The sequence below is a fragment of the Mesosutterella faecium genome (genome assembly GCF_022809315.2).
GTDB lineage: Bacteria > Pseudomonadota > Gammaproteobacteria > Burkholderiales > Burkholderiaceae_F > Mesosutterella > Mesosutterella faecium.
Genome location: NZ_JAKZJU020000002.1, coordinates 206454 through 232325, shown reverse-complemented (window position 1 = coordinate 232325; position 25872 = coordinate 206454). Strand labels below are relative to the sequence as shown.

22 protein-coding genes and 1 tRNA gene are annotated in these 25872 nt (G+C 61.7%); 12 read left to right on the top strand and 11 right to left on the bottom strand.

Annotation, left to right across the window (positions count from 1 at the left end; genetic code table 11):
• The first annotated feature begins 42 nt into the window (after window positions 1-42).
• Window positions 43-498, top strand: a complete 456-nt coding sequence (locus tag MUN46_RS11430) for a hypothetical protein (RefSeq protein ID WP_243377340.1) — start codon at window positions 43-45, stop codon at window positions 496-498.
• 29 nt (window positions 499-527) lie between these two features.
• Here the strand turns inward: MUN46_RS11430 and MUN46_RS11425 are convergent.
• Window positions 528-602: transfer RNA gene (locus tag MUN46_RS11425), tRNA-Gly, on the bottom strand.
• 511 nt (window positions 603-1113) lie between these two features.
• Between MUN46_RS11425 and MUN46_RS11420 the strand changes: the two genes are divergently transcribed.
• From MUN46_RS11420 to MUN46_RS11400, 5 genes are all read left to right on the top strand, one after another.
• Window positions 1114-1974, top strand: coding sequence for a MetQ/NlpA family ABC transporter substrate-binding protein (locus MUN46_RS11420; RefSeq protein ID WP_237978304.1), 861 nt, complete (start codon window positions 1114-1116; stop codon window positions 1972-1974).
• A 76-nt stretch (window positions 1975-2050) separates the two neighbouring features.
• Complete coding sequence (locus tag MUN46_RS11415; protein WP_243377339.1) at window positions 2051-3253, top strand: M20 family metallopeptidase; 1203 nt, start codon at window positions 2051-2053, stop codon at window positions 3251-3253.
• Between the two features lie 9 nt (window positions 3254-3262).
• Window positions 3263-4288 carry a methionine ABC transporter ATP-binding protein gene (locus MUN46_RS11410; RefSeq protein ID WP_243377338.1) on the top strand — a complete coding sequence of 342 codons (1026 nt, stop codon included), beginning with the start codon at window positions 3263-3265 and terminating at the stop codon, window positions 4286-4288.
• A gap of 1 nt (window position 4289) precedes the next feature.
• Complete coding sequence (locus MUN46_RS11405; RefSeq protein ID WP_243377337.1) at window positions 4290-4970, top strand: methionine ABC transporter permease; 681 nt, start codon at window positions 4290-4292, stop codon at window positions 4968-4970.
• 209 nt (window positions 4971-5179) lie between these two features.
• Window positions 5180-6685 carry an APC family permease gene (locus MUN46_RS11400; protein WP_237978308.1) on the top strand — a complete coding sequence of 502 codons (1506 nt, stop codon included), beginning with the start codon at window positions 5180-5182 and terminating at the stop codon, window positions 6683-6685.
• Between the two features lie 179 nt (window positions 6686-6864).
• Here the strand turns inward: MUN46_RS11400 and MUN46_RS11395 are convergent, their stop codons facing one another.
• The gene (locus tag MUN46_RS11395) at window positions 6865-7707 is read right to left on the bottom strand and encodes a phosphatase PAP2 family protein (RefSeq protein WP_243377336.1); all 843 of its coding nucleotides are present in this window, start codon (window positions 7705-7707) and stop codon (window positions 6865-6867) included.
• A gap of 220 nt (window positions 7708-7927) precedes the next feature.
• On the opposite strand from MUN46_RS11395, the gene MUN46_RS11390 reads away from it, so the two are divergent.
• The 3 genes from MUN46_RS11390 to MUN46_RS11380 are packed head-to-tail and all read left to right on the top strand — an operon-like array spanning window position 7928 to window position 9582.
• On the top strand, window positions 7928-9103 hold the full coding sequence (locus MUN46_RS11390; RefSeq protein WP_243377335.1) for an MFS transporter: 1176 nt from the start codon (window positions 7928-7930) through the stop codon (window positions 9101-9103).
• Between the two features lie 58 nt (window positions 9104-9161).
• Window positions 9162-9341, top strand: a complete 180-nt coding sequence (locus MUN46_RS11385; RefSeq protein WP_243377334.1) for a hypothetical protein — start codon at window positions 9162-9164, stop codon at window positions 9339-9341.
• Window positions 9322-9582: an FAD-binding protein gene (locus MUN46_RS11380; protein WP_243377333.1), complete on the top strand. Its 261-nt coding sequence runs from the start codon at window positions 9322-9324 to the stop codon at window positions 9580-9582. The genes MUN46_RS11385 and MUN46_RS11380 overlap by 20 nt, the downstream gene beginning before the upstream one ends.
• A gap of 38 nt (window positions 9583-9620) precedes the next feature.
• On the opposite strand, the gene MUN46_RS11375 is transcribed toward MUN46_RS11380, so the two are convergent.
• The 3 genes from MUN46_RS11375 to MUN46_RS11365 form a co-directional block, all read right to left on the bottom strand.
• Window positions 9621-10169: a flavodoxin family protein gene (locus MUN46_RS11375; protein WP_243377332.1), complete on the bottom strand. Its 549-nt coding sequence runs from the start codon at window positions 10167-10169 to the stop codon at window positions 9621-9623.
• Window positions 10170-10172: 3 nt separating this feature from the next.
• Window positions 10173-10721 carry a pyridoxamine 5'-phosphate oxidase family protein gene (locus tag MUN46_RS11370; RefSeq protein WP_237978314.1) on the bottom strand — a complete coding sequence of 183 codons (549 nt, stop codon included), beginning with the start codon at window positions 10719-10721 and terminating at the stop codon, window positions 10173-10175.
• 187 nt (window positions 10722-10908) lie between these two features.
• A complete protein-coding gene (locus MUN46_RS11365) occupies window positions 10909-11862 on the bottom strand; it encodes an agmatinase (protein WP_243377331.1) in 954 nt (317 codons plus the stop codon).
• Between the two features lie 327 nt (window positions 11863-12189).
• Between MUN46_RS11365 and argH (MUN46_RS11360) the strand changes: the two genes are divergently transcribed.
• Both argH (MUN46_RS11360) and eutH read left to right on the top strand, forming a co-directional pair.
• Complete coding sequence (gene argH / locus MUN46_RS11360) at window positions 12190-13704, top strand: argininosuccinate lyase (RefSeq protein WP_243377330.1); 1515 nt, start codon at window positions 12190-12192, stop codon at window positions 13702-13704.
• A gap of 113 nt (window positions 13705-13817) precedes the next feature.
• On the top strand, window positions 13818-14903 hold the full coding sequence (gene eutH / locus MUN46_RS11355; RefSeq protein ID WP_243377329.1) for an ethanolamine utilization protein EutH: 1086 nt from the start codon (window positions 13818-13820) through the stop codon (window positions 14901-14903).
• A 33-nt stretch (window positions 14904-14936) separates the two neighbouring features.
• On the opposite strand, the gene MUN46_RS11350 is transcribed toward eutH, so the two are convergent.
• The 5 genes from MUN46_RS11350 to MUN46_RS11330 all read right to left on the bottom strand — a co-directional run bounded on the left by MUN46_RS11350 (window position 14937) and on the right by MUN46_RS11330 (window position 22338).
• Window positions 14937-15779, bottom strand: a complete 843-nt coding sequence (locus tag MUN46_RS11350; RefSeq protein WP_243377328.1) for an alpha/beta hydrolase — start codon at window positions 15777-15779, stop codon at window positions 14937-14939.
• 86 nt (window positions 15780-15865) lie between these two features.
• The gene (locus tag MUN46_RS11345; RefSeq protein ID WP_281069890.1) at window positions 15866-17182 is read right to left on the bottom strand and encodes an anaerobic C4-dicarboxylate transporter; all 1317 of its coding nucleotides are present in this window, start codon (window positions 17180-17182) and stop codon (window positions 15866-15868) included.
• An 821-nt stretch (window positions 17183-18003) separates the two neighbouring features.
• Window positions 18004-19509, bottom strand: a complete 1506-nt coding sequence (gene argH, locus MUN46_RS11340; RefSeq protein ID WP_243377326.1) for an argininosuccinate lyase — start codon at window positions 19507-19509, stop codon at window positions 18004-18006.
• Between the two features lie 168 nt (window positions 19510-19677).
• Complete coding sequence (locus MUN46_RS11335; protein ID WP_243377325.1) at window positions 19678-20652, bottom strand: LysR family transcriptional regulator; 975 nt, start codon at window positions 20650-20652, stop codon at window positions 19678-19680.
• A gap of 249 nt (window positions 20653-20901) precedes the next feature.
• A complete protein-coding gene (locus MUN46_RS11330; RefSeq protein ID WP_243377324.1) occupies window positions 20902-22338 on the bottom strand; it encodes an aspartate ammonia-lyase in 1437 nt (478 codons plus the stop codon).
• 153 nt (window positions 22339-22491) lie between these two features.
• Between MUN46_RS11330 and MUN46_RS11325 the strand changes: the two genes are divergently transcribed.
• The gene (locus MUN46_RS11325) at window positions 22492-23484 is read left to right on the top strand and encodes a LysR family transcriptional regulator (RefSeq protein WP_243377323.1); all 993 of its coding nucleotides are present in this window, start codon (window positions 22492-22494) and stop codon (window positions 23482-23484) included.
• 524 nt (window positions 23485-24008) lie between these two features.
• On the opposite strand, the gene MUN46_RS11320 is transcribed toward MUN46_RS11325, so the two are convergent.
• Window positions 24009-25610 (bottom strand): FAD-dependent oxidoreductase, encoded by a 1602-nt coding sequence (locus MUN46_RS11320; RefSeq protein ID WP_243377322.1) that lies wholly within the window; start codon window positions 25608-25610, stop codon window positions 24009-24011.
• Window positions 25611-25872 lie beyond the last annotated feature (262 nt).

The following is a 25872-nucleotide window of genomic DNA, read 5'->3' as shown; positions in this document are numbered from 1 at the left end:
AAGGCTTTTCTCATTTCGAAATTAAATTTTTGATTTTCGCATATGACAACAGTGATGTCCAATCGGCACCGGAGCACAGGCAAAAGCAACACTAGCAGAAAGCACAATCCATATGAGAGAAAGTTCTCTAGCACCCTCAGCCGGATTCTGACAACAGAACGGTTGGCCGGACAGACTCAGGGAATCGAGAAACCGCAGAAAGACTCAGGATTTGAAGAGACTGTTCCTGAACGAACGCCGGAAGGGAAGATCTATGAACAACCAGATCCTGAGAAAATCAAACCTGCTGCCCACAGCTACGCAGAATCCCGCACCTTTTCGGAGACCGGTCCCATGGAGGCCGCGGCAGGAAAGACTCCGTTTTCTGTACGCGAGGACAGAGAAAGAGAACTCCAAGCGTTGCAACACGTAATCCAAAACTCAGGGACTTATAGACTACGAAGAAAAGGCTGTGTCAAGGAGCGAAATACAAAAAAAGCTCAGAAAAACAAAACCTGAGGCGCAAAGTCCCCAATCTTCAGATTCAGTGGAGCGGGTGAAGGGAGTCGAACCCTCGTCTCCAGCTTGGAAGGCTGGGGTAATAGCCGTTATACGACACCCGCAAATCGAGAAGTGAAAGTTAGCACGTTGCAGCAAAAATTGCAAAAGCGTAGACCGCCGCAGCTTTCCCCTCGATTGCCCGCCCCTCTCTTTCTGCGGGCCGCTCTCAGGTGAAGCGTTTTTTCCGCCTCCTTCTGAGGTATTACCAGAGGCTCACGCTTTGAAATGGGGTAAGCTTTTCAGCAGGTTCAAGAACAACACTTCACCGGAAGAACCGACCGAAATGCACTACATCATCACAAAGAGCAGCCGAGTCGATTCCCGCTTCGCCCCCCGAATGTGACCGCCGCTCTCCCAGGCGCGGGCAGCGGAGCCCGCGGGACGCCGGACGTCGGGGAAGGCTCGCCCCCTGAAGCGAACCGCCCGTGCCAAAAACACGCGGGAAACAGTTAAAATCATTGCCTTTCGTCACGCTTTTCCCCAAAAGCCCGTTCCAGGCGAGCCCCCTGAGCCGCCGCCCGGGCCCGAAAGCGGCATCCAGACGAACATTATTTTTATAAGAGAACCTCAACCATGCAGAAACGCACCCTTTTCAAAGCGATCGGCGCTGCCGCCGCCTCCCTCGTCCTTGCCGCGGGCCTCACCGGCTGCGGCGACAAGAAAGCCGACTCCGGCGACAAGATCGTGAAGGTCGGCGTCGTGGGCGACTACAACGCCCAGTGGGACACCGTGAACAAGCTGCTCGCGAAGGACCACATCAAGGTCGAGCTCGTGAAGTACTCCGACTACGCGACCCCGAACCGCGCCTTGAACGACAAGGAAATCGACCTCAACGCCTTCCAGCACAAGGCGTTCCTCGCGAACGACGTGAAGCAGCACGGCTACAAGATCGAAGCGATCGGCGACACGCTGATCGCCCCGCTCGCCGTCTTCAACAACAAGAAGAAGATCCAGTCGATTAAGGACATTAAGGACGGCGACACGATTGCCATCCCGAGCGACCTCACCAACGGCGGCCGCGCCCTGAAGGTGCTCGAGGCAGCCGGCCTCATCACGGTCGACCCCGCCAAGGGCTACGTCGCGAACAAGACCGACATCACGAAGTACAACGTGAAGATCAAGATCATGGAGGCTGAGTCCGGAGCGCTTGCGAACCTGCTGCCCGACGTGACCGCGGCCCTCATCAACGGCGGCAACGCCTTCACCGCGCACCTTGATCCCACGAAGGACTCGATTTTCGTCGAGAACGTGGATCCGAAGGTAAACCCCGTGGCCGCCAAGCTCGTGAACGTCATCGTCGCGCGCTCGGCCGACAAGGATAACCCGACCTACAAGAAGGTGGTTGACGCCTACCACACGGCCGACGTCGCGAAGACCATCAAGGACACCTATCACGGGGCCTTCATCCCCGCCTGGGAAGGCGCTGAGAAGTAAACTGATCCCGCTGTCCCGCACGGCCCCGAAAGGGGCCGTTGCTTTTGTTTTCATTGCTTTAGGGGGAGAGAAACACATGCCGGACATCACGGCGCTTCACGAGGCGATCCTTGAGCGGATCGCCGGGCGCTATCCCGAGTACCGCCAGGCGGCCATTGACATCCACGGGCACCCGGAGACAAGCAACCACGAGTACTTCGCCTGCGGCAGGCTATCCGATCTTCTCAAGTCCGAGGGATTTGACGTGAAGGTGGGAGTCGCCGGTCATCCGACGGGCTTCACCGCCGAGTACAAAAGCGCGCGGCCCGGCCCCGTGATCGTGTTTCTCGCCGAATACGACGCTCTTGCGGGTCTCGGGCACGGCTGCGGTCACAACCTCTTCGGGGCGACCTCTTCGCTCGCGGCGGTGGGGCTGAAGGCCGTCGTCGATCAGACCGGCGGGACGATCCGCGTCTACGGCACTCCGGGCGAGGAAGGCGGAGAAAACGGCAGCGCTAAGGGCAGCTTCGTGCGCGAGGGCTTTTTCAAGGATGTGGACGCGGCGCTCTGCGTCCACCCGGGCGCGACCGGCCACCGGCTCTCGGCCGCGAACATCGCCTGCGCCCCGGTCTCGATCGAATTTTTCGGGCGGGCCGCCCACGCGGCGAGCATGCCCGAGCGCGGGATCAACGCGCTTGACGCCCTGATCCTCACCTACAACGGCATCAACGCGCTCCGCCAGCACGTTACCTCCGATGTGCGCATCCACGGCATCATCACCGACGGGGGCAAGGCTCCCAACATGGTGCCTGACTACGCGCGCGGGTACTTCTACCTGCGCGCCGCAACCGCCCCGAAGCTCGAGGCGCTCTACGGAAAGGTGGAGAAAATCGTCGAGGGCGCGGCCCTCATGACGGGCGCGAGAGGCGAGATGAAGCCCACGCAGAACCGGGTCGAAAACCTCGTCCCGACGCCCTCCTTCGACGCCGTCTACCGGAAGCACCTCCTCGAGGCGGGCGAGACCTGCCCGGAAGAAGAGGCTCCCCGGGCTCAGGACTCCTCCGACGTCGGCAACGTGAGCCAGGTGGTCCCGACGATCCAGCCCTGGATCAAGATCAGCTGCGAAAAGCTCGTTCCGCATACCGAGGGCTTCAAGAAGGCGGCCTGCAGCGAGTCGGGCCTCGCCTCGATCCGGCTCGGCGCCCGGCTTCTCGCCTTCACCGCGCTCGACCTCATCCTCGACCCCGGGCTTCTCGCTCGCATCAAGGCCGACCACGCCCGGCGCGTGGCCGAACAGTAAGGGCCCTGCATGATCGAACTCACACACATCAAAAAGACCTACGACACCGGCCGCGCCCGCGTGACCGCCGTGGACGGCGTCTCGCTTTCCGTTGAGAAGGGCGACATCTACGGCATCATCGGCTTTTCAGGAGCCGGAAAGTCAACCCTCGTGCGCTGCATCAACCTACTCGAGCGGCCCGACTCGGGCCGCGTTCGCGTCGACGGCGTGGAACTCACAGAGCTGTCGGTGCCGCAGCTGCGCGAAGCGCGCCGCCGCATCGGCATGATCTTCCAGAACTTCAGCCTGATGCCTTCGCGCACGGTCGCAGACAACATCGCGATGGCGCTCCGGCACTCGGCGCTCACGCCGGAGAAGAAAAAGGAGAAGATTGCGTCGCTCCTTGAGCTCGTGGGCCTGGGCGAACGCGCCGAGTCCTATCCCTCGCAGCTCTCCGGCGGTCAAAAGCAGCGCGTCGCCATCGCCCGCGCCCTCGCGAACGACCCGAAGGTGCTGCTCTGCGACGAAGCGACCAGCGCGCTCGACCCCCAGACCACCCGCTCGATCCTGAAGCTTCTCCGGTCACTCAACGAAAAGCTCGGGATCACGATGGTCGTGATCACCCACCAGATGTCGGTGGTGAAGTCGCTCTGCCGACACGCCGCCGTGATGGAGCACGGCCGCATCGTTGAGCGCGGCACTGCAGTCGACCTTTTCTCGCACCCGCAGCAGCCGATCACAAAGAGCTTCATCGACACGGCCTGCAACGTTGACAGCCTGCGCGACTACCTCGAGGACCAGACCGAGCGCAAGGCGGTGACGGGGGGAGCCCCCGTCTATCTGCTCACCTACGCGGGCTCGGAGACGAGCGAGCCCCTTATGGCAAACCTCTACCGACTCTTCGGCGTCTCGGCGAACATCCTCTTCGGCAACGTCGACTTCGTGGCCGGCACCCCGATCGGGCGGCTGGGCGTCACGCTCTCAGGGGAAAATGAGGCGGTCTCCCGGGCGCTCGCCTACATCAAGGACCGCCGCGTAACGGTGGAGGAGCTCTGACATGGTTGACTTTCTTTTCCGCATCGCTCCGAACCTCGAGCGGCTCTGGCCGGAGCTGCTCACCTGCCTCGAGCAGACCTTCATCATGCTCGCGGTGGCGGGCACGATCGCCTGGTTCCTGGGCGTTGCGACCGGGGTCGTCCTCGTGACGACCCGCCGCGGCGGCATCCTCGAAAACCGCTGGATCTTCACCTTCACGGACCGCGCGATCGACATCATCCGCTCGATTCCCTTCATCATCCTCATCGTGCTGCTGATCCCGCTCTCGCGCCTGATCGTCGGCACGGGTTCGGGCGTCACGGGGTCCTTCGTCGCGCTCGTGTTCGGCACGGTGCCTTTTTTCGCGCGCCAGATCGAGCAGGTGCTCTCGGAGGTCGACGGGGGGCTCGTGGAGGCAAGCGAGGCGATGGGCCTCACCCCCCTTGAGATCATCACCGGGGTGTACCTGAAGGAAAGCGTCCCGGGTATTACCCGCGTCACCATGATCACGTTCGTAAGCCTCGTGGGAATCACAGCGATCGCGGGAGCGATCGGCGCGGGGGGACTTGGCGACTTCGCGATCCGCTACGGCTACCAGATGGGCTACCGCGACATGATCTGGATCACGGTGTTCGTGATCCTCGCGATCATCAGCATCTTCCAGTTTTTCGGGAACCTCATTATCCGCCGCACCAAGCACTAAGGAGGGAAGGAGCCCCGTTTCCGCTTCCGGGACTCCCCCCTTCTTCGAAAGCCCGCCTCCTTCGTTTCCTTTTTGTCTCAGGCTTTTCGCCTAAATCCCGGACCCTTTTCCCCGGCGCACTTGCTTATGATTGTCCCCGGGAGTGATTTTCATTTTCCTCACCGGCGGGCCGCAGGCCCCCGGGAAGCCATATTCAGGGAGAACGTATTTTGTCGACAACATCCATCAACAGCGCCCCGGCCTCCGGAGGCCTCCGGCGCCGCTTCGGGCTTCGGGAGGCGATCACGATCACAGCAGGCTCCGTGATCGGCGTGGGACTTTTCACCACGGGTTCCAACGTCGTGGGAACCCTCGGCCCCGCGGTGATCCTCGCCACGCTGCTCGCACTCGTAGTGAGCATCTACCCCGCGCTGCTTTACGGCGAAATGGGTGCGGCGCTGCCCTACGCCGGGGGCACCTACCAATTCGCCTCCTTAGGCCTCGGACGCGGAGCCGGGGTGCTCGCGGGCTGGAACTTCATCATTTCCCTTGTCGCGGTGACCGGGGGCGAGGCACTCGCCTTCAGCTATTACTTCCGCACGATCTTCCTCGCCTTCGGGGTGGAGCTGCCGATCTCCGACGTCGTCCTCGCCTCGATTGTGACGCTCGGCTTCATCGCCGCGAACCTCTTCGGGGTCGAGCTCACCGGACGGCTGCAGAACGCCTTCATGTTCTTCTTCTGGGGAGTGGCCGCCATCTGGTTTCTCACCATGATCCCGAACGTGCACCTGCCCTACTTCGTGCAGGCCCCAGCGTTCCTGCCCAAGACCGACGCGCTCGGGTTCTTCTCCGCCACCTGCATGATCTGGTGGTGCTTCGCGGGCTTTGAGGCGTGCGTCGCGATGGGCGAGGAGATCCGCTTCCCCCGCATCAACATCCCCCGCGCAATGTTTCTCGCCCCGTTCGTGGTTTTCGCCGTGAACGCGCTTTTCCAGTGGTACCTCATCGGAATCACGCCAGCCGAGCATCTCACGGCGCTCTCCACGGCCGAGGCGCCGTTTGCCGAGGCCATGGTCTCGGCCGGAATCCTCGGCTTCCCGCTCGCGCTACTCGCAGCGGGAATCGCCTTCGGTGGCGATTTCTCGACCCTGAACGCCTCCATTTCAACACCCCCGCGCTACCTCTTTTCGATGGCGCGCGACGGCTCGATGCCGAAAATCTTCGCGAAGACCAACCGTTTCCAGTGCCCGTACGTGGCGGTGGCGACGCTGGGCGTGCTCACGGTCGCGCTCATCGCCACCAACTCCCTTATGTACATCGCCTCGCTCTCGCTTTTCGCCGACCTCTTCTACTATGTGATCGGGATCGTCGCAGCCTGGGCCCTGCGGCGCCGCCACCCGGAGCTCGAGCGCCCCTACAGGGCTCCCTTAATCGCAGTCGGCGCGCCGGTGAGCGCCCTCATCTATCTCGCCATGATGACGCAGCTCGACCGCGAGGCCTTTGTGACCGGGATCGTCTGGTGCGTGATCGGAATCGCGATCTATCTCGTCTGCAGCCGCAGGTACGGCCGCGGAGGCGAGTTCTCGCTCGACCTCAAGGCCTCCGGGGCGGCCGACCAGCCTGATCCGAAGGAGCGCGCCGCAATGGACCGCGAATACCGGATCTGGGTCGCGGTCGTAGCGGCGGCCTGCGTCCTCGCCCTGGCGCTCTTTATCCTCCCCTACGTCGCCGCCTGATCCCAAAGGAAGAGCGCACGCCCCGGTGAAACGCACCAAAAGAGGGCTCAAGCCCTTTTTTGAAGCGCCCGGGGCGCTGTCCGGAAAGACTGTGATCCTGTTCCTTTCCCTTCAGGCCTGGATTGTCCTCATCTCCGGGATCGGCTTTTATCTCAGCACGTTTCTCTTCCTGCTGTTTCTCATTTGGTTCCTGAACGGCATGAAGTCACGCCCGCCGCGCCGATTGCCGCGGCCGCCTGCCCTGACGCGATTTTTTTCCTGCTTGAAAAAGAGCTCAATGTCATTGAGCCCGCCGTGGCGCTTTTCTCCTGAACCGCGGCGCGGATGATGTCCCGGGCAAAGAAGAGCACGTAAAGCGACGCGCACACCAGCCAGTCGATCAGGGCGGTCCCCAGCACGTGGGTGAAGAAGTGCTCGCCGCGGATCACCTGCACGACGCTGCAGAAAAGGCCGACCCCCAGTGCGAGCGCGAACCCCCTTTTCGCATAAAGGGCGCTCCGGTCCCGGAAGGCGAAATAAAGCGCGAAAAGACACCAGCCTGTTCCCGCGAACCCTGAGGGCCAGCAGTGGCCCGGGCGCGCAAACCAGGAAAAGGTGGGAGAGGCGATCGGCTCCTCGCCCCCGAACACGTCGACCCGCACCGGGCAGTAGACCCCGGTCGTCGTCTTCAGGAACTTCACGAGCATCACGCAGGCGAGCATGGCGGCCAGCAGGTAGAAGAGATGCTTCAGGTCGAGGAAGCCCCCGCCGGACGCCTTTCGGGCGCGCAGGGTGCGCAGGACAATCACCAGGGCAAGGACGGCCGTGCCGATCGGCACCACCCGGGCCACCCGGTGCAGAAAGAGCATGAAGGGCGCCCGGTTAAGGGAGAAGCCGTCAGAAAAATAAAAGGGGCTGCTCAGCGCAATGTCCAGCGCGTGGGGAGTCGCAAAAACTATCCAGGCGAGAACCGCCCCCGGCAGCAGAAACCAGACGGCCCACTGCAGCGGGGAAATCGGCCTGAGCCTCATCGTTGAATACATAAAGCTCTTCGATAAGAGAACAGTTTCACGCTGAGCATTGAACTCCTGAGACTGTCAAGAGCACGTCAAAAGAGCGTCAAGCAGGCGCCCTTTCCTGCGGACTCAGCTCTCCTTCGAGGCCCTTCGTGACGAGGGGGATCCGTTCGCAGTAAGCTTCCTTTTAATCCCCTCAAAAATACCCGCCCTGCCGGGGTTCGAAGCTCTCCTTCCCTGAAACTCTATGAATAAGAAATATCTTGGGCTTTTAGCCATCTCGCACTTTTTCACCGACCTCAACCTGGGGTCGCTGCCCGCCGTGCTGCCTTTTTTCATCGCGGCCTACGGATTCGACTACAAGTCGGTTGCGGGCTTCATGTTCGCCTCGTCATGCCTGTCGACCATCGTGCAGCCCATCTTCGGGTGGCTTGCTGACCGGGGGCCTAGGAACTGGTTCATGGGACTGGGGCTCATACTCTGCGGCGTCACTTTCGCACTCGCGGGCTTTCTCACAAACTACTGGGCGATTTTCACCGCGATCCTCATTTCCGGCGTGGGCAGCGCCATCTTCCACCCGGAGGCCGCAAAACTCGTGAACGCCATTTCGGGCGGAAAACGCGGCACCGGGATCAGCATCTTCTCGGTGGGCGGCAACGGCGGCTTCGGGCTCGGCCCTCTCATCGCGGTCGCCCTGCTCACAGCCTTTGGGCTTAAGGGCCTTGCGTTTTACGGCGTGGTTTCGGTTCTTTTTGGCGTGCCGCTACTGCTTTTCGGCGGCCGCATCCGGGCGTCCGCCCCCGCTCCTTTCAAGTCCTCCTCCGGAAAAGCGCCTTCCGCGGCCGCCGAAGATCGGGAAAACGACTGGAAGTCTTTTGGGAAGCTATCAGCCTTCATCGTCCTGCGCTCAGTCTGCTACACCGGGATCATGAGCTTCCTGCCGCTTTACTGCATCTATGGACTCGGGACCTCTAACTCGGCCGCGAGCGCGACGCTCACCGTGATCGCCCTTTCGGGCATCGTCTGCACGTTCCTCGGCGGCCCGCTGGCCGACCGGTTCGGCTGCGTCAAAATGGTCCGGCTGGGGAGCCTCCTGCTCGTGCCCGCGATCGCGCTTGCGGTCCTGCCGCACAGCCTCGCCTGGGTCTACGCGATGCTGATCCCGATCAGCCTCGCCTTCAACATCACTTATTCGCCTTTCGTCGTGCTCGGGCAGTCTTATCTCGCCAAAAGCGTAGGCTTTGCCTCCGGGATCACGCTCGGCATCTCGTTCAGCGCGGGCGGCATTCTTGCCCCGGCCCTCGGCTGGTTCGGGGACAAGTGGGGCATTTCCTCCACGATGGCGCTGGTTGTGCTGCTGTCGGTCTTTGCGGCCGTGATCACGCGGTTCCTGCCTCCGCCGCACAGCCGAAACCGCGCCTGAAGCGCGCGGCACCCCCCCAGGGGGGATTGCACCCGGCTCATCTTTCGACGAAGCCTCGGTGGAGCGCGCAAAGGTGATGCAGGGCTACAGGGAAAACGGCTATTTCGTCGAGAGAAAGACCGTGCCGGAGCTCAACGGGAAGCTCGGGCTGCCTGCCTCCGAACTTCAAAAGACGCTTGAAGCCTGGGAATCGGTCTACGGCTCGAGAAGGATCCCGAATGCGGCCGCAAAGTCTTGATCTTCTCGCGGCTGGACAAGACGCCTTTTTACGGTCAGAAGTCAGCCCCGCGGGCCAAACCACCTTCGGGGGCGTCATGCGCGACCTGAAGTGCCGCGCGCTTTCGCGCGGCGGGCGGCCGATCCCAGGGCTCTATGCGGCAGGCGAAACGGTAAGCCAGTACGGGCAGGGCCTCACGATCGCGATCGTACTCGGGCGGCTCTCGGGCCAGAACGCCGCTGCCGAAGCCCTGGAAAAGTAAAAGAAGAAGGGAGGCCCGTCCTTCCGGGCGGAGCTCTTTCAGAAAGCCGGGGCCGGAGCAGCCACTTCAAGCGCCCAAGCCGCGGCGGAAGCTTCGTCCTTCTCGTCCGGGTGCTTCGCGGCCTCCTTGATCGACCGCAGCGCCGCAGGAGAGAGGGGGTAAAGTGCACGAAGGGACTCGACCACTTCCGGGGCGATTCTCCCCTGCCAGAGCTGCAGGGACACCACGGCAAGGTGCGGGCACTCCCGCGCGAGCGCTTCGCGAACTGTCTTTTCGTATTTCTTCGCCCTCGGTCCCGCAGGGTCTCCACCCATGGTCCCGAAAAGCGCGGCGCGAGCGGTACGGCCAGCCTTTGCGGCCGCGGCGTCAAGCCGCCTGAGGAAAGCGAGTGACTCTGCGTCCATCGCGCCCTTGTCGATCCAAAAACCGAAGAAGGTGAGCGCTCCGGGCTCGGGCGGAGCGTCTGACGCGCGCCGTGGCCCGGGGAGAGACAGAGAAGAGGACACGACGCGGGCGAGCTTTTCCGTGTTGCCGCTGCGACTGGAAAAAACGACGCGGAGCGCGCCGGTATCTATAGATGAATGCAAGGCTTATCTCTCCAGGGTTTTAAGCGACACGCCGGACTTCCAGCGCTCAGCCCCGACCCGGGCCTTCCCCGTCACACTTTCGATCTCCACCTTCCAGACCTGGGTGAACGGCAGTCCCTTTTTAAGATAGGACTCGTTTAGCTCCGGGGGATTATGGGGCGCGTGTCGAGCGATGATCGCCCTCATCGCCCGCAGTCTTTCGTCCTCTTCGGTGACAAGGCTCGCCTTCCCCGCCACGATCGCGCTCGCGTAGTCCACGCCGAAGAGGTCTTCGATGATAGTCGACTTGCCGATGAAGCACAGGCTCACCGCCGGGTTCATGAGGAGGTTTTCCCGGCGGCGGCTCTCGGGCCTTGCGGTGGCATGAAAGTAAATCACCTCGTCCACGAGAACCGGCGTCACCGGCACTCCGTAGGGAACGCCCGCCTTGTCGCAGGTGGAGAGCACGCAGTGGTCAGACGCGCGAACGATTTCAAGCGCCTGACTGCGCGTGAGGGCACGGTTTTTCCGGCTGATGGGCCGGCCCCGGGTCGTATCTTGCGGAAGGGTCATTTTCTGTTTCCTTGCGCCATGGACAGACCATGGGCAGATGAGGAAAGAGGAGAGAAGCAAGCGCACGGGTCCTCTTTCCGAACATCCGTGCATAGAGGAGAAAGCGCGGCGCCCAAACCGCAGAACCTCAGCTCGGGCGCCGATGCAAAGCCGCCGCGGCCTCATTGAAGCCGCGTCGCAGAGGGGATCATGAACGGTGCTTCAGCAGCCCCTTCTTCTCCTTTTCTTTCATGATAAACCCCATGAAGGCGAGCATCGTCATCGCGCCAAGCCGCGGAGTGATGCCCGTGGGATCGTACTGCGGGGCCACCTCGACGAGGTCGAACCCCACGACGTTACCCTTTTTCGCGATGCCCTCGAGCACATCGGTTTCAAAAACGTAGTTGAGGCCGCCGGGCGAAGGGGAGCCCACTCCGGGGGCGGTGCTCATGTCATAGCCGTCGATGTCGATCGTGACGAAGTAGTTTTTCGCCTGCGGGATCTTTTTGATCACCTCGGCGGCTCCCATTTCGAGCGCCTGACGCGCGGGGATCACGACCGAGCCGAAGTCATACGCAGCCTGGAAGTCCTCGCGCGTGTTGCTGCCCAGTCCCCGCATGCCGATCTGGCACATCTTCTTGAAGTGGGGCAGCTGCGAGATGAGCCTCATAGGGCTACCGTTTGTGTAAGTGCGCTGCCCGAAATCCAGGTGCGCGTCAAACTGAACGATGCAGAGGTCCTCGAATTGGTCAAAAGCCCGGGCCTCGGGATAGGTCACCGAGTGGTCGCCGCCCATCATGACGGGAAGCGCCCCCTTGGAGAGGATTTTCCTTACGGTCTCTGTGATGTTGTCGAAGGTTTCATGGAAATCCATCGGATGGATGTCCACGTCGCCCCCGTCGACCACCCTCACAGGCGCGGCCAGATACTGCTCCTGCCGCTCCGGGTCCCAGAAACCCTCATCGCCGCGGCCGTAGTGGCAGGAGACTTCGCGGATCCTCCTCGGCCCGAATTTGGAACCTGTAAGGTAAGGCGTGCTCTGGTCGTAGGGAATGCCCATCACGCAGACGTCCGCGTCGAGCTGATCGAGATCCGTGCAGATGGGGTACTTGGCAAAGCTTGCGATTCCCGTGATGGGAAGGTTGTGGATTTTCTTAGGCATGAGAAGCGCTCTCCCTCTCAAAATCAAGAAAAATGCAGAAGCTACTGCTGAAACTTCTTAGGTTTTTACCGAAGTCAGGAGTGCGGCAGCAAACTGGTTAATTCATTTAAATGTTTTTCTTAAGCGTCATTTATCCTTTATAGGCTTGAGGGACGGCGGAAAAATACGGGGAGATGGAAATGCCGGATCCGGCCAAATTAAACAGAATTAAAGCTAATGGATAAGTTTTCCATAGGATCCTCGCGGCGAGCGCCTTGCCGACGCCAAAATAGGTTCCGCGGGCAGATCCGACGCCCGGTTTCTGTTTTGTGAAGAGGATAATTCGCAATGGCACAGGCAATTGAACGCGGCCGGCTCAAGGAGCCGCCGGCCCAGGAAGTGATGGATTACATGATCAAGCCCACCCTCACCGACGAGGAAGTGGAGCGCTCCTACCAGAGCTACATCGACATCAACAAGGCCCACGTCCTCATGCTCGCGCGCCAGGGCATCATCGGCGCCCCCGCCGCGGCGAAGATCCTGGAGGTCGCGCGGAAGATGGCGGCGATGGGCGACAAGCCCGACTTCGAGATCACCCCGGCGCTCGAGGAGATGTACTTCAACCTTGAGAACTATCTGATCGGCCAGGTCGGCATGGAAGTGGGCGGCCAGCAGCACACGGCCCGCTCCCGCAACGACCTGCACGCCACTGTCGACCGAATGGTGACCCGCAAGGCCTTCCTCGACCTCTGCACCCTCATCAACAAGTTTCGCAGGACGCTCATCGCCCTCGCCCGGAAGAACGAAGACGCCGTGATGTCGGGCTACACCCATCTGCAGCCCTCCGAACCGATGACCTTTGGGCACTACCTCTCGGCCGTGTCGCTCGCCCTCGCCCGCGACTACTCGAGGCTCTCGCGCGCTTGGGATTCGATCAACCTCAATCCGCTGGGCGGCGGCTCCATGGGCAGCACCACCTGGAACATCGACAGAAGGTACACGACGGAGCTTCTCGGGTTCGACGACATTGTGCAGAACTCAATCGACTGCGTCTGCTCGAGGGACTATCTCATGGAGGTGATGGGGGCGCTTTCCATCATGGCGAACACCATCGCCCGGATGACCACCGACATGCGGATCTGGTCGACGCCCGACTTCGGCTACGTCGAGGTCTCCGACAGTTGCGCGGTCTGTTCCTCGATCATGCCGCAGAAGAAGAACCCCTGGACGTTCGAGACGACGGCCGGGCTGTGCGCACGGGTGAAGAGCGACTTCGACGCCGTGTGGATGACCTACAAGGGCGTGCCCTACGCCTTCACCATGGAGTCGATGGACGTGATCGCCGACTTCTGGCCCTGTGTGAAGGACATGACCGCAATCCTGAAGCTGATGGACGTCACGATGGCGGGCGTCATCGTCCACCGCGACCGGGCCCGCAGCACTGCGGCGGCTAACTTCTGCACGGTGACGGAGCTCGCCAACACGCTGGTGCGCGTTGAAGGGATCCCCTTCCGCGAGGCCCACGAAATCGTCGCCCACATGGTGGGCTACATGACCGAGCACAGCCTGAAGGCGACCGAGATCAACTCCGGAATCCTCAACGAGATCAGCAGGAAGCTTTTCAACCGGAGCCTCAAGATCACCGACGCCCAGATCCAGAGCGGACTCGACCCGGTAAAAAACGCAATGTCGAAGAAAGTGCTCGGCGGGACGGCACCCGAGGAAGTGGAGCGGCAGCTCGCATTCGTCGAAAAGAGAATCGCCATCGACGAGGCCGAGGCGACGCTTCGCCGCGGCAGGCTCGCCCAGGCGCACGCGAAGCTCGACCGCGCCGTGAACAGCTTCCTCGCTAAAAACAGCTGAGGTTGCAGAGGCTGAAGTTTTAAAAGAGAACCGCCCCTGACGGCCCGGCCGCCGGCCGCCTTTTTTTGGCGCGGCCGGCGGATTTTTTCCGTGGACGCTTCGGAGAATCAAAGGTGAATGCGATAGTGATCGGCGTCATGGCCTTTTTCATGACGATCGGAGCGCTTGATCGGGCGCTCTTTGACAGCAGGTTCGGCTACGGAAAGGAGTTCGAGAAGGGACTGAACGCCATGGGCCCGCTCGCCCTCGTAATGGTGGGCACGATGTGCGCGGCTCCCGCGCTCGGAAGCTTCCTGGGACCGGTTATCGGGCCTTTTTTCGAGTCGATCGGTTCGGATCCCGCCATGGTGGCAGGCGTGTTTCTCGGTCCTGACAACGGGGGATTTCCGCTTGCGAAAAGTCTCGCCCGCAGCCCCGAGGCCGCCGCTCTTTCCGGCATCGGGCTCGCGAGCACCCTGGGCTCGATCCTCACCTTCGCGCTTCCCATCTCGCTGTCGGTGTGCAGCAAAGCCTCCCAGCCCTATGTTGCCAGGGGGATCGTGGCGGGACTCATCGCTTCGCCCCTCAGCATGGCCGGAGTCGGGCTCGCGACGGGCTGCCCGCCCCTCGAGATCCTCCGGCTCGGGGCTCCGGTCTTTGCGGCCGCCCTGCTTCTTGCCGCGATGCTCACCTTCCGGCGCGACCTCACCGTGCGGATCTGCCTCAAGTTCGCGGAGGGACTGATCGCCGTCTTCATCCTGCTGCTCGTATACGCCGCGTTCGACCACTATTTCAGCCTGGGGTTCGTGCACGGCATGGCCCCGATCGAGCCCCAGCTCGCGATCATAGGCGAGATTGGAATCATGCTCTCTGGGGCCTTTCCCTTTGTGCTTTTCATACAGAAATACTGCACGCGAGCGCTGCACGCCATCGCGCAGCTGCTTCGAATCGATGATACGGCGGTTCTCGGAATGTTCGTCTCCTGCGCGAACCCGCTGCCGATGTACTCGATGCTCGACCGTATGTCAAACTCCGGCAAAGTCGTCTGTTCTGCCTTCTCCGGCCCGGTGCTCTGCCTGGTTGGCGACCACATGGGATTTTTCTCGGCTGCGTTTCCCGAAGGCATCACGCCGCTGCTCGCGGGAAAGCTTCTCGCAGCGTTTGCTGCCCTCGCGCTCGCCCTTCTGATGGAAAGACTCTGGCCGTCTCGCTCTGATTGATTCTGCGGCGACGCGCCTTCTGCCCCTGGGGCTTTATCGTCCTGTTTTGTTCCGTGATCCTTTTTTCTTTCCCTCCTTCACCCCGAAGCACTTTTCCCTGACAAACTGCACCAGGCTTTCCTGCCAGATGTTTTTTTGACCGCCGAAAACGCCGAGGAAACGCAGTCCCTCCGCCTTCCAGACTTGCGCGTGGGGTGGGATGGCAGCAAGGAGTGCTTTTCTCTCTCTGGAATGCACCACGAAGTCGCGCCCCGGGCAGATGACAACGGTCGGCACATGAGAGTTCCTGAGCACTTGGGCGGGCTCGACGGTCTGCGAGTGCAGGAAACGAGCGAGAATGTCACCGACGAGCGGCCCCCACTTATCCTTCACCCAGCCTCGCCTCGTGGCATAGCAGGACTCGAGCGCAAGACCCGCCACACGCTTCGGGTGCGCGCTGTAGTACTGAAGCGCCGCGTCTGCCCCGATGAACTGCCCGAACAGCACGTAGCGCTCCGCCTTCCAGGGTGACGCGTCGAGCCAGCCGGCCGCCGCCTCCACGTCCTCTCCCAGGCGGTCGAGCGAGGGGCTGCCCCCGGAGCGCCCGCAGCCCTCGTAGTCGAAGAGCAGGACGTTCATGCCCGCCTCCGCGAGGAACGCGGCCTGGGGCAGGTTGAACTCCCGGTTCATGCGGCCGGAGTGGCAGTACACCACGGTGCCTGCGGGGTGTTCTTCAAAGCCGCCGCCCGCGTGCAGCAGCAGGCCCGAGAGCACGGCCCCGGACGGGGCCTGGCACTCGAACTCCGTGCCTTTGAGGCCGTAGTGCCCGGGGCGCCAGTAGCGGCGCCGGTCGGGATAGAAAAAAGCGCTTTCAACGAAATGGGCAAGAAAATCCATCTGATCGCTCCCTTCAGAGACGGAAAAGGGCCGGCCAGACATCGGCCGACCCTGTTTTTTCAGGCTTTAAAAGCAGCCCTCAGGCCTCATGTGAGGATCGGCACCAGCACGTAGCCCACGGCGACCGCAATGATCACCATCAGAAGGCCGGGCAGCTGGAAGGAGTGGTTGAACACGAACTTGCCGATCTTCGTCGTTCCGGAGCGGTCCATGCCGATTGCGGCAAGCGCCGGGCCGGTGGTCGGGAGAATGAACAGGCAGTTCACGGCCGGGAACATCGCGACCAGAGACCACGGGTTGATGCCCAGGGCGAAGCCAAGCGGCATGATGGCGCGGGTCGTGGCGCCCTGGCTGCCGAGCAGCGCGGACATGAAGCCGAGCACGAGCGCGAAGAGGAACGGAGCCGTGGCGGCGAGCTGCCCGCACAGGTCAAGGAAGAAGCCCTTGTTGCCGTTGATGAAGGAGTCCGACATCCAGGCGACGCCGAACACCACCGCGATGGAGACCACGCCGGCGTGGAGAATCTGGCCGTGGGCCACCTTGTCCATGTTGGGCTTGCAGAAGATGCACATCAGGGCGCCGGCGGCAAGCATCACCGCCTCGATGACGAGCGACATGCTCACCGGCTTGGTCTGGCCGTGCAGCACGCGCAGCTCCGGGAAGAACCCGGCGCAGACAATGAGGAGGATGGAGCCGAGGAAGATCAGCACGGACCAGGTCGCCTCGCGCGGCAGCTTCTCATTGGAAATCGGCTGCGGGGGCTCGACCTGGCCGGCCTTGAGGCGCGCCTGGTATTCGGGATCCTTGTCGAGATCCTTGCCGCGGAACATGCAGATGATCGAGGCCACGATGACGCCGATCAGGCAGGAGGGGAACGTGATCATGAGGATCTGCCCCAGGCCGATCTCGGGGTGCCCGTTCTGCACCATGAGTCCGATCATGGCCGCGGTAGCCGCCGAAATCGGGCAGGCGGTAATGCCGACCTGGCCCGCGACTGCGGCGCCCGCCATCGCGCGCTCAGGGCGCACCTTCGCGTTGTAGGACACCTCGTAAATCACCGGCAGGATGGCGTAGACGGCGTTGCCGGTGCCGGCGAAGAACGTGAGGAAGAAGCTCACCAGCGGCCCGAGAACCGCGACGTAGCGGGGATTGGAGCGGATGATGCGGGCCGCGATGCGGACCAGAATGTCGAGCCCGCCCACCGCCTCCATGCAGGAGGCGCACATGCAGACGGCGAAGATGATGAGCATCACGTCGATAGGCGGCGCGGTCGGGACGACGCCGAAGACCAGCGACAGAACCACCAGTCCGAGGCCGCCCCAGAGTCCGAGGGCGAGCCCGCCGTAGCGGACGCCCATTAGAATGGCGCCAAAGACAATAAGAAATTGTATTAAGACTGACATAGTGTTTTTGAGCCGCCTCCCCAGGAAGGTCAGCGGCAGAACCCATAGCAGTTGAGAAAAGCCGAACCGATCGTTTCCCGAACTCGGAAAAGTCTCCACGCCGGCCGCCGGAACCACCGCGAGAGAATCTGGAAGGGCTTCGTCCCATAAACGCCTTAAGGAAAGCCCCTATAAATCCTTTCGACTAGTCAATTCTGTCTAGGACGCGTCAGCACCAAAAGCTAATTAACCAAAACTTATTTCTTTGTGAAAAAATTTTTAAATCAGAAGGGTTTGAGAAGGCAGGCCTATAGAATTTCCTGTGATTTTTCCGATTCTGGCGGGAAGGTTTCCTGCCGCGCGCGGCCGCTTCGGCCCTCCTTCACGATGTCTTCCTGGCAGCCGGCGGGAACACTCCCCCGACGCAGCACAAATCCCCGCCTCAGGGTGCAAAAAGATCCGCTGGACAATTTTTCAACTGGCCTATAAGAGCCCGCTCTTTAAAACCTGAGCCTGCGAGAGTGCACGGCATGCCTAAAGAGGCTGACGCAGGCCCTCGTCCCAAAGGGCGGAGAGGGCGTGGCCTATTGGTCCCGCGGCTTTGGAAAAGCAGTCCCTGGCCGCTTAGAGACCGGGGCAGGATCCAGACCGGCTTAGTCATGGGATCATCGCAGTAAGCAGCATGCCGCCGATTGACGCGCGACGCTGCACCGGCCTGTCTGCGTAAAAGCCGATGGAGGGCCTGCCGGCCCGGCGGCAAAGCCCGTCGTCAGGCAAAATAAACCCCGGCTTCCCAGTCAGGAGGGGAGCCGGGGCGTCTTTTCACCGAATGAAACGGAAAATCAGGCGATGGCTTCGGTCACGGCCTGCTCAAGCGCGGCCTTGGCCGCAGCGACGCGGTCCATCCTTTCCTTCAGCTCGGCGTTGTCCTGGTCAAGCGCCTTCTGGCGGTTGTTGAGCTGCCGCTCGACCTCTTCAGGAGCGGTTCCTCCGATGCATTTCTTCGCATAGGCGATCGCAACCGGATCCAGGGCGGCGCGGATTTCCTCGTCGGTCATGCCGGTCGTGCGGTTGAAAAGCTTCATATAGATCGGATTCACGACATCGGTGCCGATCTCGTCCGCCCTCTTGTGGGTCTCAAGCATGTGAGCGACCACCTGGGCCACGATGTCGTGGGCCATGCGGAAGCTGATGCCGTCCTTGCGGACCAGGGCGTTCGCGAGCTCGGTCACGGTGCAGAAGTCACCCTTGGCGTTTTCCAGCATCCGCTCCTTCTTCACGGTGATCCCCCTGATGCTCACCTCCATCAGCTCGCACATCATCTTCATTTCCTGCAGAGCCGGGAAGAAGTAGTTGGCGGACTCCCCGCACATGTCCTCGCAGTGCGAGTAGATAACGTTCTTCATCACGTTGAGAGCGCTCATGAAGCAGCCCTCGACGTGGGCCGCCTTCGCCTTGATGTGCTCCAGCACCCAAGGGTTCTTCTTCTGGGGCATGATCGAGGAGCAGACCGCGCAGCTGTCGGACACCTCGATGTAGCCGTAGTCGGGCGTCGCCCAAACGTAGAGGTCCTGGCAGAAGCGGCTCAGGGTGTTCGCGGCGATGGACAGCGCGGCGAGGATGTCGGTGATGAAGTCGCGGGTGGCCACGCAGTCGATCGAATTGTCGACCGGGGCGTCAAAGCCCAGCATCTTCGAGGTGTAGTTCCTGTCGATGTTCCAGGTGGTGCTGCCCATGGAGCCGCCGCCCAGCGGGCAGAGGTTGAGCCCCTCGTAGCAGTGAGCGATGCGCCTGTAGTCGCGCTGCAGCCCGTTTAAAACCGCCGAGCAGTAGTGCGCGAAGGTGATCGGCTCCGAGGGCTGCATGTGCGTGTAGCCGGCGTAGACCGCGTCCTCGTTCGCGCGGGCCACCTCGATGATCGCCTGGCGCATCCGGTTGAAGATGCGGCAGATTTCGAAGTAGGAGTTGCGGACCGCAAGCCTCGCGCAGGTCGCGTACAGGTCGTTCCTCGAGCGGGCCGTGTGCTGCTGGCCTCCTATTTCGATGCCCACCTGCTCAATCAGGTGCGCCTCGAGATTGAAATAGAAGTCTTCGCGGTTGGGATCGATCGGAAAGTCCGGCTTGTCGCCCATTGCGGCCATGTCGCGGTTGCACTTCAAAATGGCGCTGGCCACTTCGCGCGTGACGATCTTCTGGCGCATGAGCATCAGGACATGGGCCTTGTTGCAGTCAAGGAAAGCCTGGTAGCGGTACTTGATGTCGTTTTCTATGCCCGGGGTGATCAGGTATTTGACAACCAGCGGATCCGGCGGAGTCTTGATTTTGCCGCGATGAATTCTTTCAGCCATGAGCATTCTCCAAAACAGAAGGACCGGGCGGCGGACACCGGCGTTTCGGAGCGGCCCGCCGCCGCGTGCCCCAAACTATAGGGCGCGAAGGCGAGGCTTTCTCCCACTATAAGAAAAATTAATCCAAATCTTAAAAAAGGCTCAAAAAGGCGGGCTTCTCAGGCGCCTTCAATCCTTGGCGCACGTGACCGACTCAGAAAGGAAGGGCGAGACGCGGGCGATTGCCGGCAGGACGATCTCCTTCAGGATCGAAAGAGACTCTTCATGGATGAAATTGGCGAGGCTTCTGTAGACCGGGCTTCTGTAGAGCACGTAAAAGGATCTTGTGGCCTTGAGGCCTTCGATTTCGTGGCAGGCGATATTGGCCATGTGATCGTGCGCCATCCAAAGGCTTAAGGGGCTCATGATGGTCCAGCCCGTGCCGCTGTTCACAAGCTCGAGGACGGAGCCGTTGATGTCGGCCGCGATGACCCGCTCGCTTTGTATGCTGCACTGGCGCAGCACCCGCTCGATCTGGATCCGGTCGAGGCTCGCGTCGTTGAAGCGGATGACCGGAAGCTGCGCCTGCAGTTTCTGCAGGTCGCAGACCGAATGGATCTTCCCCTCGTATTTTTTCGGGGTTACGACGAGGAATTTTTCCGTGAGGAGGACAAGCCCGCTGATGTCCGGGTTTTCGCGCGGGAACTTGGTTGCAACTGCGATGTCCACCTTGTCTTCGAGCAGCATCCGCACGATCTGGGGCGTGGAGTGGCTGTAGGCGTAGAGATTCTTCACCCGGGAGACGAGCCTGGGGAGCATGTAGGGGGAGACGCAGCCGCTGTAGGAGTCGGAAAATCCCACCCGCAGGTCGAGTCCGCCGCTTTTCACGGCACTCTTTACTTCGGAGGCGATGCTCTCGAGCTGCCCCAGAATCGGGTCCGCTCGGTTTTTAAGGAGCCGCCCGGCGGCGGTGAGCTGCATGGGCCGGGAGCTGCGGTCAAACAGCGGCAGCCCGATCATCCCTTCGAGCTTCTGGATTGCAATTGAAATCGCCGGCTGCGACACCCCGAGGATTTTCGCCGCCCGGGCGGCGCTTCCCTCCCGGGCCGTGATGGAAAAAGCCCGCAGTGTTGATATTTCCGGATATTCGTTTCTGGCGGCCATGTCAGGGATCCCCATCCAAGCGTTTCACCCGGCCCGCGGGAGCAAAGAGAAAAAGCGCGGTCCGGTCCCCGGGAGGCGCTGCTGCCGCGCCTGGCCGGGCTTCCATTTTAGACGCGCCGATTCTCCGCCACATACTCTCTCCTGCAGAAGAAAAAAAGGGCCGCCCGAACCCGCCGGGCAGCCCGAACCCTCCTGGAAAAGAGGGACATGGATCAAACCATGTGATTCCAACAGTGTCGGTTCGTCAGGTCAGGCCTTTTTCGAAGCCTTGAACTGCGCGATCGCGCGGGCCATCTGTGCCGGCTCGGTCATCAGCATGGGGTCGATCATCCGCCCGGCCTCTTCCTTTGTCATGAGGCCCATGTCGACCACCGCCTGCTTCACGGTCCCGTTGTGCTGCTCGCAGTAATGGGCGACCCGCACCCCTTCCGGATAGCCGAAGGTCGCCGCGACCACGGTCGAAAGGGCGACGGAGCGGTCGGCCTCCTGCTGGCAGCGGGCGCGGTTCGCCGTGATGCCGTCGACGCAGTCGCGCCGAAGGATGACGAGCTCCTCGCCCACGAGCCTGAGGTTCTCCATGATGCACTTGTAGAAGGTCGAGTCCCAGACGTTGAGGTCGAGCTCGCCCTCGTCGTAGGCCACCGTGATCGCCACATCGTTGCCGATCACCTGGTGCGCGATCTGGATCACCATCTCGGGCACCGTCGGGTTGATCTTGCCGGGCATGATGGAGCTTCCCGGAGAGAGCGCGGGCAGGCCGATTTCCATGAAGCCCGAGCGCGGGCCGCTGCTCATGAGCCGCAGGTCCTTGCAGATCTTGGACAGCGACGCGGCCACTTCCTTCACGAGCCCCGAGACCGTGACCACGAAGTCGGAGTTCTGGAAGCCGTCAAAGAGGTTGTCCATCGGGCGCACCGTCTCGCCGTACTCTTCGGAGAGGTGGCGGTAGAGCGCCTCCATGTAGCCCGGATCCGCTCCAAGCCCCGTGCCCACGGCGCTGCCGCCCATCACGAGCTCGAAGCAGCCGGGCCGCGCGGCGCGCAGCTTCGCGGCCAGCCGCCCCATGAGAGAGGCGTAGCCCGAGAACTCCTGGCCCAACGTCAAGGGCAGCGCGTCCTGCCAGCAGGTGCGGCCGACCTTCACGACGTCCTTGAATTCTTCGGCCTTCTTCGCGAAGCTCGCCTGCAGCTTGTCCAGTCCGTCGATGATTTTGTCGATTCCGGGGGCCATCGCGAGGTGGGTGGCCGAGGGAATGGTGTCGTTGGTGGACTGGGCCTTGTTCACGTGGGTGTTCGGGTGGACGCGGTCCTGGCCCTTGTGGCCGGTGAGGATCTCGTTTGCGGCGTTGCCGAGCACCTCGTTCACGTTCATGTTGACGCAGGTGTAGCCTCCGCCCTGCCACATGTCGAGCGGGAACTGGTCGTCGAAGCGCCCCTGAAGCGCGAGATCGGCGGCCTTGGCGATCGCCTGGGCGACTTCGGGCTCAAGGGCCCCGATGTCGGCGTTGGCAAGTGCGCAGCACTTCTTGATGTGAAACAGCGCCCGGTGCATCTCGGGGTAGGCGATCACGGGAACTCCGGCCGCCCCGGAAACCTTCACCATGCGGTGGGTCTGAATGCCGTAGTACTGGTCGTTCGGAATCTCCATCTCGCCCAGACAGTCTTTTTCAATGCGGGTTGTCGTCATGCCTTGATCCTCTAGGAAAAAGTCCCGGCCGGAAGGTTCGTCCGGCTGCGGTTGAGGTTATTATGGGCAGGGCGGGGTGAAAGTTCCCCTTCCTTTCTTCATTTTTAATTCGCGGTTAAGCCGCGCTTAACTTGCGGCTCCCGCCGGGGCGACATGGACTACGAACTGCCCAATCTGGAGTTTCTCCGCGCCTTCAACACCGTGGCAGAAGTGCGGGTTCTGAAAAAGGCGGCCCAGCGTCTGGGGCTCACCTCCTCGGCGGTCTCCCAGGCCCTTTCGAAGCTCGAGGCCCAGCTCGGAGCGGAGCTTTTCGAGCACGACGTGAGGCCGCTCAAGCTCACGCCCGCGGGCTCGCGGCTTCTGGAGTCGAGCCGGCGGCTCGTCGCGGAGGCCGAGCAGCTCGCCAGCCAGGTCTCCAACCACTCGCTCAAGGAATTCGCGCTGCGGCTCGGAATCGGCGAAACCGCGACCGCGACGATCGGGCCCTGGCTCGTGGCCGACCTCATAGGGCGCGTGAGAAAGCTGGAGACCAGGACGCTGCTTGCCAGGCCCCTGAGCGACGAGCTTCGGGCCGGGGCGCTCGACGTCATCATCTCGCCCGACTCGCTTCTCACCGAAGAGCGCTGGGCCCACTGCGGACTCTACGAGGAAGACTTCCTTTTCGCCTCCGCGCGCTCCATCCCCCTGCCCCGCACGCCGGAAGAGCTGCAGCTCATCAGCGTGAAATACCCCTTCATCACCTACGCCGGGGGCAGCTCCGACGAGGTGGTGATGTCGCGCATCCTCCGCTCCATGAATGTCCACCCCTTCGGGCGCGTGACGGCGAGCGCGAGCTACATGCTGGTGGGGCTCGTCTCCCAGCAGGAGGGCTGGACGATCATCCCGCCCACGAACCTCTGGTGCGGCCGCCAGTTCCTGAAGGACGTGCACGCGGGGCCGCTGCCCGGCGGCCGCCGGGTGACGAGGACCATGTGGGCGGTCTCCGACAGGCTGCTGCTGCCAGAGATGCTCGAGGTGGTCGCCGAAGCGGCCACGGCCGCGTTCAGGGACCGGATGATGCGCGAGCTCGAAGGCATCTCCCCGCTTCTCAAAAAGAGCTGCAGGCTGCTGTGCAGCAAAGGCTCCGATCAATACAATGTGCTTTAATTGTGCATAAACCTTTTTCTGCCATTGTTTTGATGCTGAAACAACCTGAAAAATCCGGCGGCTGAATCCGCAGAGCCTGCGGCCAGCCGCCGAGCCCTGTCTCTCTCCTCGCGCACTATTTCAACGTTTTTTAATGTTATTGAAATATTGATTCATGGTTGAAACAGGGTCTTTAATCCTTCAGCCTCTCTTTCTTCGCCTTTCCGCGGGCAGACCCCGGAACGGCGCCTCTCTTCGGAGATCTCCCGTTCCTTCCCCCGAAGCTTTCTTTCCGTTTAAACAATGAGTTTTAATGTTTTTTTAAATTTTATAAATATTTTAAGAAATTAATAAACATTGAAATAAGTTTTTTTTTTAAATTATCGTTCTGACTGGAAACTCACCGCTGGTGTTTTGAAATTAATAAACCTTGTTTAAATTTTAGAAAAATCAGATAAGACTGTTTTAATAAATTTAATCTGCATCCATCAAAGGCGCACGGTCCCCGGGAACGCGCTCCGGGGACGGAGTCCGTTCAAGCGCCTTCAGACCCAGCTTTTGAGCTTCGCCGCCTCACGGCCCGCGATCCGCCCGAAAATGATTGCGTCCGCGTTCGCGCAGGCCCCCTGGTAGGTGAGCCCCCAGATCGACGAGGCCTCGCCCGCCACAAAGAGCCTCGGAATCGGCTTCCCGTACGGATCCAGGCACTCGGAGCGGATGGAGTGTCGGGGGCCGCCCATCGTGTGGTAGAGCACGGGAACGAGCTTCATCGCATAGTAGGGGCCTTTCTCGGACAAAGGCGCGGACCAGGCCCTGACGTCCCGGCCGGCGAAAATGGTTTTCATCTTCGGGTCGGCCGTGAGGGTGCGGCCGAATTCCGTGTCGACGCCCTTTTCCTTCAGGTCCCGGTTCCAGCGCTCGACCTGATCGACCAGCACCTTCGGATCCTTCATGCCCAGCTTCTTTGCGAGCTCTTCGAGCGTGTCCGCCTTCACGATGACGCCCGAGGCGATCTCCCGGCTATTGTCCCGGCTCCAGACATAGCCCTCGCGGTTGATGGCGTAGCCCGAGGCTCCCGCCGTCGCGATCGGACCGGCCTTGATGTAGCTCTCGTCCATCACCATGAAGCAGGGAATGCGCGGGTAGCGGTGATGGATGGCGTCAAAGCCGTTCACCGCCATCCAGGAGCAGTGGTAGTCGAGCTTCTTTTCGTTCACGAACCGCCTTCCGTCCTGATCGACCCAGATGAAGGCGGGCTGCCGGGTGACGAGTGCGATGCCCGCCTTCACCCCCGGCACGTTCACCCCAAGCGGGGCTGAGACCGCATTCATGTGCCAGAGCCCCGCGCCCACCGACTGCGCCATCAGCAGGCCGTCGCCGGTATGACCGGGGCTGCCGAGAAAGGACATCGGGTTTCCGTAGATGTATTTCTTCATCAGCTCCGGATTGCACTGGAACCCGCCCGAGGCGATCAGCACCGCCTTGTTCGCACGGATCCGGATCGTCTTCCCTTTTTCCTGCGCTTCGACCCCCGCCACTTCCCCTTTCCGGACGATGAGCCGCCTCGCGGGCGTATTGAGCAGCACCGGGACGCCCCGCTTCTCAACGGCGCGCGCGAGCACCCCGAAGAGCCGGTCTCCGCCCTTTTTGCCCGGGACGTTTCGCAGCGACATCTTGTTCACGCTGCCCGCCCCCGGAAGCTGCTGGTAGCCGGCGTGCCCGTAGACCGCGATTTTCGCCTTCGGCGCGAGCCGGGCGAAATACGCCGGGAGCTCCGCGGACTCCTCGCAGAAGACCCTCAGGATCTCCTCGTCCCACTCCGAGCGCGAGAGCTCATAGAGCGTCTTCAGATAAGTGAAATACGCCTGTTTGTCCGTAGGGACGACAAAGCCGCCGGCTGAAACCGACACGTTGCCCCCGCCCTGCCCCATCTTTTCAAGAATGAGGACGGAAGCCCCCGCATCGGCGGACTCGATCGCCGCGTTGCAGCCCGCGTTGCCGTAGCCGATCACGACGAGGTCCGCCGACCGGTCCCAGCGCAGGTCGGCTTCGCTTTCAATCGCCAGGGCCGGAGCCGCGGCCGCTGCAGCGGCGGCGCCCGCTGCCGCGCCCTTAAGGAACCCTCTTCTCGATATCTGCACAGCCATCGCCACTCTCCTTTTTGGGAGCCGGGGAAGAAGCTTCCGTTTTGAAACCCTGAGCCCCGGCAGCCTCCAGCCTACGGCTCCAGGCCAAGATGCTCAAGGAATATTTTCCCGCGGCACGCCGCTCCGCCTTCCCCGCCGCAGCGGCCGCTTTCCGGACGGCTCTTTTCTCATTTGTTTAAATATTGAATCAACATTGTCCTATGAATGATTCACTATTTTTCTAATGTTTATGTAACTCAAAAAAAACATTTTTCATGCGTCA